Below are 18421 nucleotides of genomic sequence, written 5' to 3'. Positions count from 1 at the left end.
TTCAATCGTCCTTGGCTTTGCTAGCGACTGCTTTGGCAATCAGCGCATTCATGTCTGACGCACGCTCAGGCGTGCGGTCGTACACAAAGTGCAAAGTAGGCACGGTGTGGATGTGCAAGCGCTTGAATAAGCCGTTGCGCAGGAAACCCGCAGCTTGGTTCAAGCCCTCACCTGTTTTCACAGGGTCGCCATTCAACACACTGAAATGCACTTTGGCATGGGCGTAATCGGGCGTCACTTCCACACCTTGTAGCGTGACCATGCCCACGCGTGGGTCTTTCAACTCACGCGCGATCAACTCGGCCAGGTCACGTTGGATCTGGTCGGCCACTTGGTAGCTGCGGTTGGGGGTGCTGGTCGGTTTACGTGCCATGCTTCATTGCACTGACGCTTTACAGCGTACGTGCCACCTCTTTGATTTCGAAGAATTCCAACACATCGCCTTCGACGATGTCGTTGTAGTTCTTGATGGTCAAACCGCACTCGAAGTTTTCTTTGACTTCTTTGGCGTCGTCTTTGAAACGCTTCAAGCTGTCGAGTTCGCCGGTGAAGACGACCACGTTGTTGCGCAACAAACGCAACTTGGCGTTGCGGCGTACCAAACCGGAGGTGACCATACAGCCCGCGATCGCACCAATCTTGCTGACGCGCAGCACTTGGCGAATCTCGGCCGTACCGATGACTTCTTCTTTCTTGTCGGGTGTGAGCATGCCGGACATGGCCGCTTTGAGTTCGTCCACAGCGTCATAAATGATGTTGTAGTAACGAATGTCCACGCCATTGTTCTCGGCCAACTTGCGCGCACCAGCATCAGCACGTGTGTTGAAGCCAATGATCACAGCCTTAGAAGCGATAGACAAGTTGACATCGCTCTCGCTGATGCCACCCACTGCGGCGTACACCAACTGAACTTTGACTTCTGCGGTCGACAGCTTGAGCAACGACGCAGCCAAAGCTTCTTGCGAACCTTGCACGTCGGCCTTGACGATGATGGGCAACAGCTTGACTTCGCCAGACGTCATGTCGGAGAACATGTTCTCCAGCTTCGACGCTTGTTGCTTGGCCAGCTTGGTGTTGCGCACCTTGCCTGCACGGTAGGTAGCGATTTCGCGGGCACGACGCTCGTCGGTCATGACCATGAATTCATCGCCCGCTTGCGGCACTTCGGTGAGACCTTGAATCTCAACAGGAATCGATGGGCCAGCAGACTTGATCGGCTTGCCGTTCTCATCCAACATGGCGCGCACGCGGCCATAGGTTTGACCGCCCAAAACCACGTCGCCCACATTCAGCGTACCGGACTGAACCAGCACTGTGGCCACAGGACCGCGACCTTTGTCCAAACGCGCTTCGATCACCAAGCCTTTGGCCATGGCGTCGACAGGCGCTTTGAGCTCAAGCACCTCGGCTTGCAGGAGCACTTGCTCCAGCAACTCGTCAATGCCTGCACCGGTTTTGGCAGAGACTTCACAGAACGGTGAATCACCACCGAACTCTTCAGGCACCACTTCTTCAGCCACCAGTTCGCCTTTGACGCGTTCAGGGTTAGCACCGGGTTTGTCAATTTTGTTAACCGCCACCACGATCGGCACACCCGCTGCTTTTGCATGCTTGATGGCTTCTTTGGTTTGCGGCATCACGCCGTCATCAGCCGCCACCACCAAGATGACGATGTCGGTTGCCTTGGCACCGCGCGCACGCATGGCCGTGAAGGCCTCGTGACCGGGCGTATCCAAGAACGAGATCATGCCGCGTGGAGTTTCCACGTGGTACGCGCCAATGTGTTGGGTAATGCCACCGGCTTCGCCCGACGCGACTTTGGCGCGACGGATGTAGTCGAGCAAAGAAGTTTTACCGTGGTCCACGTGGCCCATGACCGTCACCACAGGGGCGCGTGTCAAGGACTCAGCTTGGTGACCGGATGCTTCTTCTTCGGTAAAGGCTTCTGGATCGTCCAGTGCAGCCACCACCGCTTTGTGTCCCAACTCTTCCACCAAAATCATGGCGGTGTCTTGGTCCAAAGGCTGGTTGATGGTGGCCATTTGGCCGAGCTTCATCAACTGCTTGATGACTTCAGAGGCTTTGATCGCCATCTTGTGGGCCAACTCGCCCACGGTGATAGTTTCGGGCACGTGCACTTCCAGCACGCGTGCTTCGACCGCTGCTTGTGGTGCGCGGTCGTCATCACGGTCGCGGTCACGGCGGCCTTTGGGGCCTCCACGCCAGCTGTTGCGGCCCACGCCACCACTCGCGTCACCGCGTGTTTTGATGGCTTTCTTTTTGGCTTGTTCATCGGCCCAGCTGGAAGACAACTTGGCGCTCTTGACTTCTTTGTTGCCAGGCGCAGCTGTACCAGGCGCAGCGGGTGCACCAGGACGTGCACCAGCACCGGGTGTGCCGGCAGGCTTGTGCAAAGTGCCTTTGATGGCTTTGGGATCAGGTGTGGGCTCAGGCTTTTTGGCCACCATTTGCTTTTGTGGCGTGCTCATCATCAAGCGAATGGCTTCGGCTTCGGCCAAAGCTTTGCGACGACGGCTGTCCAAATCGGCAGCACGAGCGGTGTCTTCGTCGGCACGGGCTTTAGAGGCTGCGGCGGCTTCCACACGGGCGGCTTCAGCGGCTTGCGCTTTGACGTCGACCACGGGCTCTGCTGCTTCGGCCTTAGCTTCAGGCGCAGCAGTTTCAGCCACCACAGCGGCTTCGGCTTGCGCCTTGGCTTTGGCGGCTTCTGCCTTGGCTTGGTCTTTGGCTTCTTGTTCTTCGCGCAGGCGGCGTTTTTCGGCCAACTCTTCTTCTTGGCGACGGATCAGCTCGGCTTGGCGGCGTGCTTCTTCTTCACGACGGGCCAGTTCGGCATGGTCGATCAAAGGCACAACAGGCTCTTGCACCGCGGCAGGCACAGGCGCAGCTTGCACCTCAGTCGCCTCGTCTTCATCGCGCTTGACGAAGGTACGTTTTTTACGCACTTCCACTTGGATGGTGCGCGCTTTGCCTGTGGCATCAGCTTGTTTGATCTCAGTGGTCGATTTCTTAACCAAGGTGATTTTCTTGCGCTCGGGCGATGCAGTGCCATGGCTGGCTTGCAAGTGGCTCAAGAGCATTTGTTTGTCGCCCTCTGTCAGCACATCGCTGGCAGAAGCTTTGGCAACACCGGCTGCCTTGAGTTGATCAAGCAGGGTGTCGGTTGGTTTTTTGAGTTCGCTGGCAAACTCGGCTACGGTCGTACTGGACATATCTGATCTTCCTCGCCATGACCATTACTCTTGACCCGTGAACCAATGTTCACGTGCCTTCAAGATCAGGGCTTTGGCCTCTTCTTCGCTTTGGCCGGTAATGGCTGTGAGCTCGTCTACGGCCAAATCGGCCAAATCGTCACGGGTGTGTACGCCGCTCTCAGCCAACTGGGGCAAGAACTCCGCATTCAATCCTTCGAGGTCGCGCAAATCTTGCGAAACTTCTTCGACGCTCTCTTCGCGTGCAATTTCCATGGTGAGCAGCGCATCCTTGGCACGTGTGCGCAACTCGTTGACGGTGTCTTCGTCAAAGCTTTCAATTTCCAACATCTCTTGCAAGGGCACGTAAGCCACTTCTTCGAGGCTGGTGAAGCCTTCTTCAATCAAGATGTCAGCAACTTCTTGGTCCACGTCCAACTTGGCCATGAACAATTCACGGATGCTGAATGTTTCGTCAGCTTGCTTCTGAGCAGACTCAGCCGCGTCCATGATGTTGATTTTCCAACCTGTCAATTCAGCAGCCAAGCGCACGTTTTGACCGCCGCGACCGATGGCGATGGCGAGGTTTTCTTCGTCTACCACCACGTCCATAGCGTGACGCTCTTCGTCCACCACGATGGAGCTGACGTTGGCGGGAGCCAAAGCACCAATCACGAATTGTGCTGGGTCTTCACTCCACAACACGATGTCCACGCGCTCGCCTGCGAGCTCGGTGGTCACGGCGTTCACGCGAGTGCCACGCACACCAACGCAAGTGCCAATGGGGTCCACGCGTTTGTCATGAGAGATCACAGCAATCTTGGCGCGCGAACCGGAGTCACGGGCGCAAGATTTAATTTCAAGCATGCCTTGTTCGATTTCTGGCACTTCGTGGCGGAACAACTCGACCATGAATTCAGGGGCTGAGCGAGACAAGATGATGGGCGCACCGCGCAAGGTGAGGTCCACGTCCATGATCATGGCGCGCACACGGTCGCCACTGCGGAAGTTTTCCTTTGGAATCATTTCGCTGCGACGCAGACGGCCTTCAACGCGACCGGATTCAACAATCAGATCGCCCTTGTCCATGCGCTTGACCGTGCCCACAAAAATCTTGTCGCCGCGCGACATGAAATCGTTGAGCAACATTTCGCGCTCAGCATCACGGATTTTTTGCAAGATCACTTGCTTCGCGGCCATCGCACCGATACGACCGATAGGCAAAGACTCAATACCTTCTTCGATGTATTCGCCTTCTTCTGCATCAGCCACGCGTTCGCGGGCGTCCATCAGCATCTCTTCGGCTTCTGGATTTTGCAAACCGGCTTCGTCAGGCACCACCAACCAACGGCGGAAAGTTTCGTACTCACCCGTGTCGCGGTCCATCGCGACGCGAATGTCCACTTCACCTTGGTACAGCTTTTTGGTGGCTTGGGCCAGCGCCAACTCGACGGCGCCAAACACCACATCGCGTTCGACGTTTTTCTCGCGCGAGATCGCCTCGACCAGCATCAACATTTCGCGGTTCATGATCGGTTACTCCTTCTCTTACCTAAGTTCAACGGGGCTTTTTGCCCTTGAAATCCACAATCGGAGCCAGACGTGCTTCTCGCAGCTCGTCCAGCGTGAAACCCAGTGCGTGCACTGGCATTTCGGCTAATCTTTTGGGGCTCACTTTTTGACCAGGCTTGGCCTTGACTTCATCACGCCAGGTGATTTGCCAACCTGCACCATCGTCGGTGCGCTCTAAAGTGCCACGGAATTTTTTACGGGTGGCCGACACTTGGCCTGCTGCTGCAGCGCCAATGGGAGCTTTGAGCGTGAGGTCAACCTCTTCACCCAAAAATCGTTCGAAATCAGCTTGGTGACGCAAGGGGCGGTCAATACCAGGAGAAGAGACCTCAAGACGGGCGTATTCAGCGCCATCGACCTCAAGTGCGAATTGCAGCTGGCGGGTGACGCGTTCGCAGTCTTCCACATTGATGGGCTGAACGGGGGTGTCAGCCGTCCAAGGCATATCGATCGTGATGCGCAAGAGACCTCCGGCCGAGCGTTCAATCTCTACCAGGTCGTAACCTAAGCCGGTCACTGTTTGTTCTACGGTTTGCTGCAAACTCACGTCGGAAAATAGCCTTCTAAATCAAGTGTTCAAAAAACAAACGACCAAAAAAAACGAGCGGTAATTACCCGCCCGTTTGGTCGTGAAGCACTTATTGTAGCGCCTAAATGCTTGATTATCAAAGGATAAACGGTATTTTTAGGCTGCGGCCCCTACCAAAATCTTTGTGTAAGGCGCCTGCGGATTGTTCAGCACTTGCTCAAACGTCCCTGCCTCAACCACCTTGCCGGCCTGCATGACCATGACATGATGTGCCATGGCACGAATGACCGAGACATCATGGGTGATGAGCAAATAACTCAAACCCCGCTCGCGCTGTAGCTTTTGCAAAAGTTGCAACACTTGCAACTGGGTGGTGGCGTCCAAAGCGCTGGTGGGCTCATCCAACACCAACACCTGCGGCTCAACCACCAAAGCGCGCGCAATGGCCAAACGCTGGCGCTGACCGCCAGAAAATTCATGCGGGTAACGCTGCAGCAAACCGGGAAACTCAGTTTCGGTCAAACCGACAGCGGCTAAGGTCACCAACATGCGGCGTAAACGGCCTAAGTCATCCAGCTCAGGTGCGTGCAGGGTCAAGCCCTCAGACACCAACTCTTGCACATTCATGCGCGGTGACAGGGATGAAAACGGGTCTTGAAACACCACTTGCACCTTGCGGCGCAGCGGTAAATCTGACGCAGACTTACCTTGCCAAGCCACACCGTCGATGGTGAGCGTGCCCTCGCTGGGCATCAAACCCAACGCCGCCAAAGCCAAAGTAGTTTTACCAGAGCCCGATTCGCCAATTACGCCCAAAGTTTGACCCGCGCGCAAATCAAAGCTCGCGCCCTGCACGGCCACGAATTGGTCGCCCTTGAACCAACCACGCCAACCTGCGCGACGCATGGGGTAGCTCACGCGCAAGGCTCTGGCTTGCATCACGGCTGGGGCATTGTTTTTCGCTTCCACCACATTGCGCGGCGGTTGGCTGTCAATCAGCTTTTGCGTGTAGGGATGGGTGGGATAAGTCAACACCACATCCACTTTGCCAGACTCAACGATCACGCCCTTTTCCATAACCAGTACTTGGTCAGCAAAGCGGCGCACTGTGTTGAGGTCGTGCGTAATCAGCAGCACGGCCATGCCAAAGCGTTTTTGCAGGTCGTTGAGCAAATCCAAAATTTGCGCACGCAGCGAGACATCCAACGCTGTGGTCGGCTCGTCGGCCACCAACAAGCGCGGGCGACAGGCCAAAGCCATGGCAATCATCACACGTTGGCGCTGGCCACCCGACAGCTGATGCGGGTAAGCGCTGGCACGGCGCACTGGCTCAGGGATACCCGTAAGGCTGAGCAACTCCACCGCCTCATGCCAAGCCTCCTCGCGTGTCATGCCACGTTTGAGTTCCAACACCTCAGCAATTTGGTCGCCCACCATCATCAAAGGGTTCAAAGCCGTCATGGGCTCTTGGAACACAAAGGCGATGTCTTGACCGCGGATGTTGATCAGCTCACGCTCACTGAGTTTGACCAAGTCGTGCGTGTGAGGTGCGTCAGTGGCTTCAGGCGCAAGCGTGTCAGCGTCTTGGGCGGTCCACAGCACGCGGCCCGAGACGCGGGCGCCTTCAAGCAGTTTGACAAAGCTCAGCGCGGTCACGCTTTTGCCAGAGCCAGACTCCCCCACCAAGGCTAGCTTTTCACCCAAGTCTAAGTTGAAGCTGATGCCTTTGACGACATCTTCGGCTTGAAAGCCAATGCGCAAATCGCGCACTTGCAGCAAAGGCAGTCTCATGCGCGCGCCTTTCTGGGGTCTAGTGCGTCGCGCAGCGCGTCACCCATGAAGGTCAGCAGCATCAAGGTGATGACCAACACGGCAAAGGTGGACAAAGAAATCCACCATGCATCGATGTTATTTTTGCCTTGCGCCAACAACTCGCCCAAGCTCGGCGTACCGGGCGGCACGCCCAAACCTAAAAAGTCCAAGGAGGTGAGCGACAAAATGGCCGCGCTCATGCGAAACGGCAGGAATGTCACCACCGGCGTCAAGCTGTTGGGCAGCACATGTCGCCACATGATTTGTACATTGGATAAGCCCAATGCACGTGCGGCGCGCACATAGTCAAGCTGGCGGTTGCGTAAGAACTCAGCCCGCACATAGTCGGACAAACCCATCCAACCAAACAGCCCCAACAAAATCAGCAGCAAGGTGATGCTCGGATCAAACACCGCCGAGAAGATGATGAGCAAGTAAAGCTCAGGCATAGCGCTCCACACCTCGATGAAGCGCTGCATGGCCAAGTCGGTCTTGCCGCCAAAAAAGCCTTGCAAGGCTCCCGTCAAGATGCCGATGACCGTACCAAACAAAGTCAGCGCCAAAGCAAACAACACCGAGATGCGAAAACCGTAGAGCAAGCGTGCCAGCACATCGCGACCGCGGTCGTCTGTACCAAACCAGTTATCTGCCGAAGGCGGGGCTGGATTGGGCATCTTGGCGAAGTAGTTCAATGTGGTGTGGTGGTACGGAATGATTGGATACATAGCCCAGTTGCCGGGTTTGTCAAACTGGGCTTGGATGAAGGGATCGAGGTAGTCGGTGGGCGTGTCGAAGTCGCCGCCAAAGGTCGTCTCAGGCTGGTTGTGCACGATGGGCATGTAGAAGCTGCCGTTGTAGCGAGCCAGCAGGGGTTTGTCGTTGCAAAGCACTTCGGCCAACAAGCTGAGACCGAAGAAAAACACAAACAACACCAAGCTGTAAAAGCCAAGGCGGTTATGCCTGAACCTCAGCCAAGCACGCTGGGTGGGCGACAAAGAGGCTTCAGTCGAATTTGACACGCGGGTCCACCCAAACATAACAAAGGTCGCTGATGAGCTTGGTGACCAAGCCAATCAACGTGAACAAATACAAAGTGCCCAACACCACGGGATAGTCTCGGCGCATCACGCTCTCGTAACTCAACAGCCCCAAACCATCGAGTGAGAACAGTGTTTCAATCAACAGCGAGCCTGTAAAAAACGCGCCAATGAAAGCCGCCGGAAAACCTGTGACCAAGGGTATGAGTGCATTGCGAAACACATGGTTCCAAATCACGCGGCGCTCCGACAAACCTTTGGCACGGGCGGTGAGCACATATTGCTTGCGAATCTCTTCGAGCATGGCGTTTTTAGTCAGCAGCGTGGTCACCGCAAAAGCACCCAACACGCTGGAGGTGACGGGCAACACGATGTGCCACAAGTAGTCGGTGATGCGAGCCCCCCACGTGAGTTGCTCCCAATTGGCCGAGGTCAAACCACGCAGTGGGAACCACTGCAACTGGCCGCCAAACACCACCAACAAAGCCACGCCCAACACAAATCCGGGAATGGCAAAACCCACCAACACCAAAAGACTCGTCACCAAATCAAACGACGAGCCCGCACGCACGGCCTTAGCCACACCCAAGGGCACCGAGATGAGGTAGCTCAAGAGGAAGGTCCACAGCCCCAAGCTGATGGAGACTGGCATTTTCTCCTTCACCAACTCCCACACGGTTTTGGGATAGAAAAAGCTTTTGCCCAAATCGAACACGGCGAACTGTTTGAGCATTTGCCAAAAGCGCTCGGTTGGCGGTTTGTCAAAGCCGTATTGCTGGCGAATTTCTTCAATGCGCGCAGCGTCCACGCCTTGGCGGCCACGGTAGCCAGCGCCTGCCACGGCAGCGCCCTCGCCGCCACTGTCGCGGCCTTGCAGCTGCGACACCATTTGCTCAACAGGACCCCCCGGCACAAACTGAATGACCACAAAGGTCATGAGCAGCACGCCGAACAAGGTGGGAATCATCAACAACAAACGTCTGAGGATGTACGAACTCATGGCGCACGCTCCGCTCTTTTGATGGCCGCCAAGGTGGCACGGTTGTCAATGGTGGCCCACCAAGTGGAAGAGGCCCATGTTTCGGGTTGGTAGTAGCGCGGCATAACGGCAGGCAACTCAAAGCGGCCGTTGCGCCATGCGACTCGATGGACACCGCCATACCAATGCGGCACGCTGTAGTGGCCGTGGCGCAGCACGCGGTCTAACGCACGCACCGCCGTGATGAGCTGAGGACGGGTTTTGGCAGATGTCACGTTTTCTAGCAAAGCATCCACCGCAGGGTCTTGAATGCCAATGAAGTTACCCGAGCCTTCGGTAGTGGCAGCCTTGGATCCAAAACGCTCCATCAGCTCAGTGCCCGGTGACTCGCTGCCCACAATGCGGTTGCTGATGATTTCAAAATCAAACACATCAAGACGCTTTTGCAAAATCGCAAAGTCAATGACTTTGTAGTTCACCTGAAAGCCGAGCTTTTCTAAGTTCTTGGCGTACGGCGTGATCACACGGCCCATGGCGCCCGAGTTATCCAAAAACTCAACGGTGAATGCCTCGCCCTTGGCGTTGCGCAGTGCGCCATCGCGGTAGGTCCAACCCGCCTCTGCCAACAAGGCCTTGGCACGGCGCAAATGGTCACGCAAGGTTTCACCCGACTTGGGGTCGAGCGAGGTGCGCGATGGTTGCGGCACGGCATCTTTGAACACATTCGGCGAAAGTTTGTCACGCAAAGGCGTGAGCAAGGCCAACTCAGCAGCATCAGGCATGCCAGTGGCTTCAAAATCACTGGCCACAAAGTAGCCACGCACGCGCTGGTAAGCGCCATAAAACAATTGACGATTCATCCACTCAAAGTCCATCGCCAAGGCAATGGCTTCGCGCACGCGGGCATCTTTGAATTTGGGCAAGCGGGTATTGAACATGAAGCCCTGAAAGTCACCTGCGTTGCCGTGCTTGAACTCGCTTTTCATCAGGGCGCGGTTGACAAACTGCTTACCTGTGTAGCCCCTCGCCCACTCGCGCGCAATGAAGGACTGCACCAAATCAAATTCGCCCGCCTTGAATCCTTCGAGCTGTGCGGTGTTGTCTTTGTACAAGCGATAGGTGATGCGGTCAAAGTTGAACAAACCTTTGCGCACATTGAGTTCGCGCGCCCAGTAGTTGTTGTCGCGCTCGTAAGTCACATCACGACCAAACACGACACGGCCAATTTTGTAGGGCCCGCTTCCGATCGGCGTATCTGTGACGATTTTGTCGAAAGGTTTGGGAGCACCGTTCTCCATGCCCCATTGGCGGCTGAACACAGGCATGCCGCCTACGATCAAGGGCAGCTCTGGGTTGGCGCGCTTGAAATCAAAGCGCACGGTGCGAGAGTCCACCACCGTCACGCCTACCACCTCGGCGTATAGCGTTCGAAACTGTGGTGCTGCTTGCTTGCTGATGAGTTGCTCAAATGAATATTTCACATCGTCGGCCATCACAGCTTCGCCTGTGTGAAAACGCGCTTGGCTGCGCAATTTAAACGTCACCGAGTGGCGGTCAGATGCGATGCTGACATCTTCAGCCAACAAACCGTAGGCCGTGGTGGGCTCATCCATGGTGCCCGTCAAGAGCGATTCAAACACCAAGCCGCTCAAACCTGGGGCAGCATTGCCTTTGAGGGTGAAGGGGTTGTATTTGTCAAAGCTCGACAACCGTGAGGGTGGCACCAAAATCAACTCGCCCCCTTTGGGGGCTAGCGGATTGGCGTAGTCGAAGTTTTTGAAGTTGGCGGGGTATTTGATGTCCCCAAATTGCGCGTAAGCGTGCCCCGCCCACGAGGGGGCAGAGCACCAAAATGCCAACAAAATGAGAAAGCTACGCATGCGACAATTCTGCAAGATTTTTTTGGAGAGATTTCATGAGTACAAAAACTGGTTTCCTATCTGGCAAAAAGCTTCTCATCACGGGCGTGTTGTCCAACCGCTCCATCGCTTATGGCATTGCCAAAGCTTGCCACGACCAAGGTGCCGAGTTGGCGTTTAGCTACGTGGGCGAGCGCTTCAAGGACCGTATCACAGAGTTTGCCGCAGACTTCGACTCCAAACTGATTTTTGATTGTGATGTGGGCAGCGATGACCAAATCAACCAAATGTTCAAAGATCTGTCGACCCATTGGCCCACGTTTGACGGTTTTGTGCACTCCATTGGCTACGCCCCACGCGAAGCTATTGCGGGCGACTTCCTCGATGGTTTGTCTCGCGAAGGCTTTGCCATTGCACACGACATCAGCGCTTACAGCTTCCCCGCGATGGCCAAAGCCGCTCTGCCCTACCTCAACGACAACTCAGCCGTGCTGACCCTGTCGTACTTGGGCGCCATCCGCACCGTACCCAACTACAACACCATGGGCTTGGCCAAAGCCTCGCTTGAAGCGTCTGTGCGTTACTTGGCCGAATCTTTGGGCGCCAAAGGCCGCAACCTGCGGGCCAATGGCATCAGCGCCGGCCCGATCAAAACCCTGGCTGCCAGCGGCATCAAAGGCTTTGGCAAGATTTTGAGCGTGGTGGCAGAAGCCTCCCCTATCCGTCGCAACGTGACCATCGAAGACGTGGGCAACGTCGCTGCGTTCTTGATGTCCAACTTGGCTGCAGGCGTAACTGCCGAAATTACCTATGTGGACGGCGGATTTAGCCAAGTTGTAGGTGGCATTGCCGAGCCTGTAGCCGAGTAAGCTGGCGCTCCTGGCCACGCGGGTGGCCACATATGCGGGCTGTAGGCCCCAAGGAGACGACCATGCAACGCCGCAATTTGCTTTCTCACTTCTCCTTGGGTTGCCTCGGCAGCCTCGCCTCCTTACCTGCACTGGCCACACAGCCGCCCGCGATGTGGCTGGCTAACCTGTATCAGGGCAATGAAAAGCTCACCGACTATTGGGTGAGCGAAAAATACGACGGCATACGAGGCTACTGGGATGGCCGCCAACTCTTGAGTCGAAGCGGCAAAGCACTCAACCCACCCAACTGGTTTGTACAAACTTGGCCTACGCAGCCGTTCGAGGGAGAGCTTTGGGCAGGGCTGGGGCAGTTTGAGCAAGCGGCTTCTGTGATTCAACAAAAACAGGCATCCGACAGCGCATGGCGCGCCATGCGATTCATGATATTTGATGCCCATACACCGACCCAAGCGTTCGCAGAGCGCATCGTGCGCTATCAAAACATCGTCAAGCAGATTGGCAAACCTTGGGTTCAAGCCGTGACGCAAAGCCAGGTGCCGTCGCATGCAGCATTGAAGGCCATGTTGAGCAAAACCGTGCAAGCTGGCGGCGAAGGCTTGGTGCTGCACCTTGGCAGCAGTCTGTACCAAAGCGGCAGAAATTCCGATGTGCTGAAAGTCAAACTGCACGCGGATGCGGAAGCCAAGGTGGTCAGCCATGAAGCGGGTCAAGGCAAGCACGCCCAACGTCTAGGCGCTTTGTGGGTAGAAACACCGCAAGGGCTGCGGTTCAAGCTTGGCACAGGGTACACAGACGCCCAAAGAGAAAACCCACCGGACGTGGGCCAGTGGGTGACTTATCGCTATCGCGGTTTGACTGACCAAGGCGTCCCGCGCTTTGCCAGTTTTGTGCGCATCAGACCTGCGGTGGAACGCTAAGGCCTGCAGCGAGCGTTAGGCTTTGACGCAATCGGCGTAGTAGCGCTTCACGCCATCGTCTCCGACCACCTCAACCAAGCCGTGGATATCGGTCTCGAAGCCAGGGCATTGCAAGTTGAATTCGCGGGCGAACTTGAGGTAGTCCACGATCTTCTTATTGAACACTTCGCCCGGAATGAGCAACGGAATACCCGGTGGGTATGGCGTGACCAAACTGGTGGTGATACGCCCCAACAAATCGTCCACAGGCACGCGCTCGGTGTTGCGGTGGGCGATTTGTGCATAGGCGTCGCTGGGCTTCATGGCAGGCGTCAAGTCGCTCAGGTACATCTCGGTGGTCAAACGTGCGATGTCGTACTTGGCGTAGAGCGTGTGCACGTGCTGGCACAAGTCGCGCAGGCCCATGCGCTCATAAGCGCGGTGCTTTTGGCAGAACTCGGGCAGGACACGCCACATGGGTTGGTTGCGGTCGTAGTCGTCTTTGAACTGCTGCAACGCGGTGAGCAACGAGTTCCAGCGGCCCTTGGTGATGCCAATGGTGAACATGATGAAGAAGCTGTACAGGCCCGTCTTCTCCACAATCACGCCATGCTCGGCCAAGAACTTGGTGACGATACTGGCAGGAATACCTGTTTTATCGAACTTGCCGTTGAGGTCCAAACCTGGCGTGACGATGGTGGCCTTGATGGGGTCCAACATGTTGAAGCCATCGGCCAAGTTGCCAAAACCATGCCACTTAGACGACTTGCCCTTGCCTTTGATGATCCAGCTGTCAGCGCGGCCAATGCCGTCGTCGACCAGCTCATCGGGGCCCCAGACTTTGAACCACCAGTCCTTGCCGTATTCGTCGTCCACCTTGCGCATGGCGCGGCGGAAATCCAACGCTTCAGCAATGCTTTCCTCGACCAAGGCTGTGCCACCGGGGGGCTCCATCATCGCGGCGGCCACGTCACAGCTGGCAATGATGCTGTACTGTGGGCTGGTGCTGGTGTGCATCAAATACGCTTCGTTGAACAGGTGACGGTCCAACTTGGTTTTTTGCGAATCTTGCACCAACACATGGCTGGCTTGACTGATACCAGCCAACAGCTTGTGAATTGATTGCGTGGCGTACACCACCGAGTGCATGGGGCGCTCGCGCTTCTTACCCATGGCGTGGTAGGTGCCATAAAACGGATTGAACGCCGCATGGGGCAACCAAGCCTCGTCAAAGTGCAAGTTAGCCACGTAGCCATCGAGCATGTTCTTGATGGTTTCGGTGTTGTACAACACGCCGTCGTAAGTAGACTGCGTGAGGGTCAACACGCGCGGCTTGACCTTCTTGGCATCCACACCTTTAAGCAAAGGGTTGGCCTTGATCTTGGCTTGAATCGCGGCGGGCTCAAACTCGCTTTGTGGAATCGGGCCAATGATGCCGTAGTGGTTGCGCGTGGGCTTCAAAAACACAGGCACAGCACCGGTCATGATGATGGCGTGCAACACCGACTTGTGACAGTTGCGGTCTACCACCACCACATCGTCAGGCGCCACGGTGTGGTGCCACACGATTTTGTTCGAGGTGCTCGTGCCGTTGGTCACGAAGAAGCAATGGTCCGCGTTGAAGATGCGGGCAGCATTGCGCTCACTCTCACCAATCGCACCGTTGTGGTCCAGCAGCTGACCGAGTTCTTCTACCGCGTTACACACGTCGGCACGCAACATGTTTTCGCCATAAAACTGGTGATACATCTGGCCCACAGGGCTCTTCAAGAACGCCACGCCACCTGAGTGACCAGGGCAATGCCATGAATACGAACCGTCTTCGGCGTAATCCAGCAAGGCTTTGAAAAATGGCGGCTGCACACTCTCCAAATAGCTTTTAGCTTCACGGATGATGTGACGCGCGACAAACTCTGGCGTGTCTTCAAACATGTGAATAAAGCCATGCAACTCGCGCAAGATGTCGTTAGGCAAGTGACGCGATGTTTTAGTTTCGCCGTAAACATAAATTGGCACATCGGCGTTTTTACGGCGCACTTCTTCGATAAAGTTACGCAGGTTCAACACGGCAGGATCAAGGTCAGGGCCAGGTGTGAACTCTTCATCGTCAATCGATAAGATGAACGCACTAGCACGCGACTGCTGTTGCGCAAACTGGCTCAGGTCGCCATAGCTGGTGGCGCCCATGACCTCATAGCCCTCGCCTTCAATCGCTTCGGCCAGCGCACGGATGCCCAAGCCTGACGTATTTTCAGAACGAAAATCCTCGTCAATGATGACGATGGGGAAGCGAAATTTCATGCGGGACTCCGAGCGTTTGAAGCTTGAACAAAACAATAGCGCCGAAGTGTACTCGCCCGCTGCTACAATGTAAGGCTTAGGAGCGATGGATGAGTGGTTTAAGTCGCACGCCTGGAAAGCGTGTGTGGGTTAATAGCCCACCGAGGGTTCGAATCCCTCTTGCTCCGCCAAAACAAAAGCCCCTGCTGTTTTATCAGCAGGGGCTTTTTCTTTAAAGCATGGCCAGATGCGACTTAGCTACTGCTTTCTTGCGCCTTCTTAATCACGCTCTTCGCATCTGCATTGCTGTTTGCGGCAGCCGAACTGATAGGGTTTTGAATGACCAAGCCCAACAAGCGCGCGCCATGTTCAACCGCAATCGAACCATACGAGATATCGCCCTGCACGATGGAGTCTTTGTGGAACTCCACACGTTCGGCCGCATAAATATTGCCTTCAACCTTGCCTGCAACCATGACGCGATGGGCGGTGATATCACCCGAGACTTCGCCTGTTTTGCCAATGGCAACAGTGACCTTGTTATCTTTGGTGGTCTCAATATTGCCCACCACCTTGCCATCGATGCGGACACTGTCTAGCAAAACCAAACGACCGTAAATCTGGGTCGTGCGACCAATGATGGTGTCAAAACGTTCTTGCGATGGCGACAACGACTTATCTTTTAATTTTTCAAACATGTCAGGCCTTTTAGATAATTAGTTCGCTCATTGGGCACTGGCTGTGGTTTGCGTCAACATCTGCGTGGGGTTCAAGACGCGATCATTGCGCATCACTTCATAATGCAGATGTGGCCCCGTAGAGCGGCCTGTGCTGCCCAACTGGGCAATGGTCTCACCTCGTTGCACCTTTTGGCCGACCTCAACCATGCGCTTGCTCAAGTGGGCATAGCGGGTTGTAAATCCTTCGATATGACTCACTTCAACCACATTGCCATAAGAAGCATCCCAGCCCGAACGGATCACGGTTCCTGCAGCCGTCGCCACAATAGGAGAGCCAATATCTGCGACGAAGTCCAGACCTTCATGCATGGCCAACTGCCCTGTGAAGGGGTCGTTACGGATGCCAAAGCCACTGGTCACGCGAAAGTCTTTACCCATGGGGATACCTGTGGGCAAAGCGTGCAACCAGCTCAGTTGCGCTGACCAGTTCTGGGTCAAATTCTTGACTGCGGCTTGTGTTTGGCCGAACTCATCAATGGCGGAAACGAAATCTTGATTCAAGTCACGCGAAGGAGATGCTTGAAAGCGTGGCGCAATCCAAGGACCGCCACGTGCTTCTTCTTTTTTGCTGTATTTGTCGCGCAAGTTGATGGGGGTAGCCACTTCCATGAATTTATTCTTCAGGCTTTCCAACTGACGAATTTCTTGGACTGTTGAGCTCATGGTTTGGCGCAAATTGTCCAAACGCTCACGGTAAACCGCCTCCACCTTCTGCTGCTCGGCCTCAGTGGTAACGCCACCCATGCTTCGTGCCAAGCTAGGGCTCATCTCAATCGCAATTCGAAAACCAATGAAGTGCAACAACACGCCAAAAGCCACCAACACAAACGCAGAGACGCACACAGCCATCAGCACCTTTTTGGCTGTAATGGAAATGGTCCGCACTGAGGCGGTGGGTCCTGATACCCACATTAGTTGCATAGATGGCTCCGGAAAACTTATCGAGACTTATGCGAATACCCTCGCCAGTCAAACAAGAATTGTAGGTAGTTCTCTCTTCAAAAGTCACTTAATTTTTTAGGAGCAAATACCAGCAATGACAAAGAACTCCTCCTGAGAAAAAGTTAATTCCATTGCGCTACTCCATCTCTTTAAACGTATTTTTTAAAAATCAAAACTGATTAAAATTTCAGCAATGAATATCCCTTGGCTAGAAGTCAACGCGCCATTGCCACCGCCAGAAACTGCACAAAAAAAAGGCAGCTCATTGGCTGGATTGGTCGCAGCAGCTGGCGGCCTATCCGTCACGCGTTTGTGCGAGGCTTATCAGCAAGGGATGTTTCCTTGGTTCAGCGAAGGACAACCCGTTTTGTGGTGGTCACCAGACCCACGAATGGTGCTGCAGACCGAAGAATTCAAGCTTCACCGCTCACTACGCAAAACCTTACGCAGCTTCATCGCCAATCCCGTGTGCCAAATCCGCATTGACACCGCATTCGCGGATGTAATTCGCCATTGCGCACAGACACCGCGCCAGGGGCAACCAGGCACTTGGATTGTTGAAGAAATGATTGACGCCTACATCGCTTTGCACCAAGCCGGATTTGCACACAGCATAGAAACTTGGATCAATGGCGAGCTTGTGGGCGGCTTGTATTGCGTATCGATTGGAAACACACTATTTGGCGAATCTATGTTTGCGCACCAAACGGATGCCTCGAAAATAGCCTTGGCGGCACTGGTAGCTTTTGCTCGCGCTCAAGGTTTAACTTGGATAGACTGCCAACAAAATACCAAGCATTTAGCGTCTTTGGGCGCGAAAGAAATGCCACGATCAGATTTTTTAGGTCTCGTGCGAGAAGCGCCCAAACAAGTAAACAGGGCATGGACGTTTGAGGCCGCACACTGGACGCTCTTGCTAACGCAGAAAGCCTCGCTTTGACAAACCAGAACGAGTTACCTTTTCAAACCGTGCAGTTTTATGCCACGGCGCCCTACCCTTGCAGCTACTTGTCGGGAAAAACAGCGCGCTCACAAGTCGCAACACCCAGTCACTTGATCAACGATGACGTTTACGCAGACTTAGTCAAAGAGGGATTTCGCCGAAGTGGTTCATTTACCTATCGGCCTTACTGCGACAACTGCCAAGCTTGTATGCCTTTGCGGGTTGACACACAAGCCTACACACCCACACGCAGCCAGCGCCGCGCTTGGACAAAACACAAACAACTGCAAGTTCGCATTCTGAAACTGGGTTTTGATCCAGAACATTACGCCATGTATTTGCGCTACCAAACCTTGCGCCATACCGGTGGAGGCATGGATGAGGACAGCACCGAACAATACACACAGTTTTTGCTGCAAAGTCGCGTCAATACAAGGCTCATCGAGTTTCGAGAACCCCTCCCCAACGGAGAAAGAGGTGTTTTAAAAATGGTCTCGATTGTGGATGTTCTCAGTGATGGCTTATCTGCTGTTTACACCTTCTATGAACCCGAGCCCAACACCAGTTACGGCACTTACAACGTGATGTGGCAAATTGAACAAGCCAAGCACCTGAATATGCCTTATGCCTATTTGGGTTACTGGATTCAAGACAGTCCCAAAATGAAATACAAAGCCGACTTCAAACCCCACCAGCGCTTAGTAAATGATGAATGGTTGAACTTTAATTTCACATGATAAAATTGGAT

The 18421-nt window shown here is 54.7% G+C and carries 15 protein-coding genes and 1 tRNA gene; 5 read left to right on the top strand and 11 right to left on the bottom strand.

Annotation, left to right across the window (positions count from 1 at the left end):
* Nucleotide 1: 1 nt before the first annotated feature.
* The 8 genes from rbfA to C5F52_RS05535 form a co-directional block, all read right to left on the bottom strand.
* Nucleotides 2-373, bottom strand: coding sequence for a 30S ribosome-binding factor RbfA (gene rbfA / locus C5F52_RS05570; protein ID WP_104797352.1), 372 nt, complete (start codon nucleotides 371-373; stop codon nucleotides 2-4).
* Nucleotides 374-392: 19 nt separating this feature from the next.
* Nucleotides 393-3233 (bottom strand): translation initiation factor IF-2, encoded by a 2841-nt coding sequence (infB, locus tag C5F52_RS05565; protein WP_104797351.1) that lies wholly within the window; start codon nucleotides 3231-3233, stop codon nucleotides 393-395.
* 24 nt (nucleotides 3234-3257) lie between these two features.
* Nucleotides 3258-4742 (bottom strand): transcription termination factor NusA, encoded by a 1485-nt coding sequence (nusA, locus tag C5F52_RS05560; protein ID WP_104797350.1) that lies wholly within the window; start codon nucleotides 4740-4742, stop codon nucleotides 3258-3260.
* A 28-nt stretch (nucleotides 4743-4770) separates the two neighbouring features.
* A complete protein-coding gene (gene rimP / locus C5F52_RS05555; RefSeq protein WP_104797349.1) occupies nucleotides 4771-5331 on the bottom strand; it encodes a ribosome maturation factor RimP in 561 nt (186 codons plus the stop codon).
* Between the two features lie 138 nt (nucleotides 5332-5469).
* The gene (locus C5F52_RS05550) at nucleotides 5470-7104 is read right to left on the bottom strand and encodes an ABC transporter ATP-binding protein (RefSeq protein ID WP_104797348.1); all 1635 of its coding nucleotides are present in this window, start codon (nucleotides 7102-7104) and stop codon (nucleotides 5470-5472) included.
* Nucleotides 7101-8162, bottom strand: a complete 1062-nt coding sequence (locus C5F52_RS05545; RefSeq protein ID WP_104797347.1) for an ABC transporter permease — start codon at nucleotides 8160-8162, stop codon at nucleotides 7101-7103. The genes C5F52_RS05550 and C5F52_RS05545 overlap by 4 nt, the downstream gene beginning before the upstream one ends.
* Nucleotides 8128-9162 carry a microcin C ABC transporter permease YejB gene (locus tag C5F52_RS05540; RefSeq protein ID WP_104797346.1) on the bottom strand — a complete coding sequence of 345 codons (1035 nt, stop codon included), beginning with the start codon at nucleotides 9160-9162 and terminating at the stop codon, nucleotides 8128-8130. Before C5F52_RS05540 ends, C5F52_RS05545 begins: the two co-directional genes overlap by 35 nt.
* The gene (locus tag C5F52_RS05535) at nucleotides 9159-11021 is read right to left on the bottom strand and encodes an extracellular solute-binding protein (protein ID WP_104797345.1); all 1863 of its coding nucleotides are present in this window, start codon (nucleotides 11019-11021) and stop codon (nucleotides 9159-9161) included. The genes C5F52_RS05540 and C5F52_RS05535 overlap by 4 nt, the downstream gene beginning before the upstream one ends.
* A 35-nt stretch (nucleotides 11022-11056) precedes the next feature.
* Here C5F52_RS05535 and fabI point away from each other — a divergent pair, with 35 nt between their 5' ends.
* Nucleotides 11057-11869 carry an enoyl-ACP reductase FabI gene (gene fabI / locus C5F52_RS05530; RefSeq protein WP_104797344.1) on the top strand — a complete coding sequence of 271 codons (813 nt, stop codon included), beginning with the start codon at nucleotides 11057-11059 and terminating at the stop codon, nucleotides 11867-11869.
* Between the two features lie 62 nt (nucleotides 11870-11931).
* Entirely contained in the window at nucleotides 11932-12789 is an 858-nt protein-coding gene (locus C5F52_RS05525; RefSeq protein WP_104797343.1) for a DNA ligase, read from the top strand.
* Nucleotides 12790-12804: 15 nt separating this feature from the next.
* On the opposite strand, the gene C5F52_RS05520 is transcribed toward C5F52_RS05525, so the two are convergent.
* Nucleotides 12805-15069 carry an arginine/lysine/ornithine decarboxylase gene (locus tag C5F52_RS05520; protein ID WP_104797342.1) on the bottom strand — a complete coding sequence of 755 codons (2265 nt, stop codon included), beginning with the start codon at nucleotides 15067-15069 and terminating at the stop codon, nucleotides 12805-12807.
* 79 nt (nucleotides 15070-15148) lie between these two features.
* Between C5F52_RS05520 and C5F52_RS05515 the strand changes: the two genes are divergently transcribed.
* Nucleotides 15149-15239: transfer RNA gene (locus tag C5F52_RS05515), tRNA-Ser, on the top strand.
* Nucleotides 15240-15302: 63 nt separating this feature from the next.
* Here C5F52_RS05515 and C5F52_RS05510 read toward each other — a convergent pair.
* Nucleotides 15303-15746, bottom strand: a complete 444-nt coding sequence (locus tag C5F52_RS05510; RefSeq protein ID WP_104797341.1) for a polymer-forming cytoskeletal protein — start codon at nucleotides 15744-15746, stop codon at nucleotides 15303-15305.
* A gap of 27 nt (nucleotides 15747-15773) precedes the next feature.
* Nucleotides 15774-16637, bottom strand: a complete 864-nt coding sequence (locus C5F52_RS05505) for a M23 family metallopeptidase (protein WP_161499657.1) — start codon at nucleotides 16635-16637, stop codon at nucleotides 15774-15776.
* 286 nt (nucleotides 16638-16923) lie between these two features.
* Between C5F52_RS05505 and aat the strand changes: the two genes are divergently transcribed.
* Nucleotides 16924-17670, top strand: coding sequence for a leucyl/phenylalanyl-tRNA--protein transferase (gene aat / locus C5F52_RS05500; RefSeq protein WP_104797339.1), 747 nt, complete (start codon nucleotides 16924-16926; stop codon nucleotides 17668-17670).
* Nucleotides 17667-18410: an arginyltransferase gene (locus C5F52_RS05495; protein ID WP_104797338.1), complete on the top strand. Its 744-nt coding sequence runs from the start codon at nucleotides 17667-17669 to the stop codon at nucleotides 18408-18410. Before aat ends, C5F52_RS05495 begins: the two co-directional genes overlap by 4 nt.
* The last annotated feature ends 11 nt before the right edge of the window (nucleotides 18411-18421 follow it).

It is taken from the genome of Limnohabitans sp. TS-CS-82 (assembly GCF_002943475.1).
The sequence above is the reverse complement of the archived record's forward strand: the minus strand, read 5'-3'. Positions and strand labels throughout refer to the sequence as shown.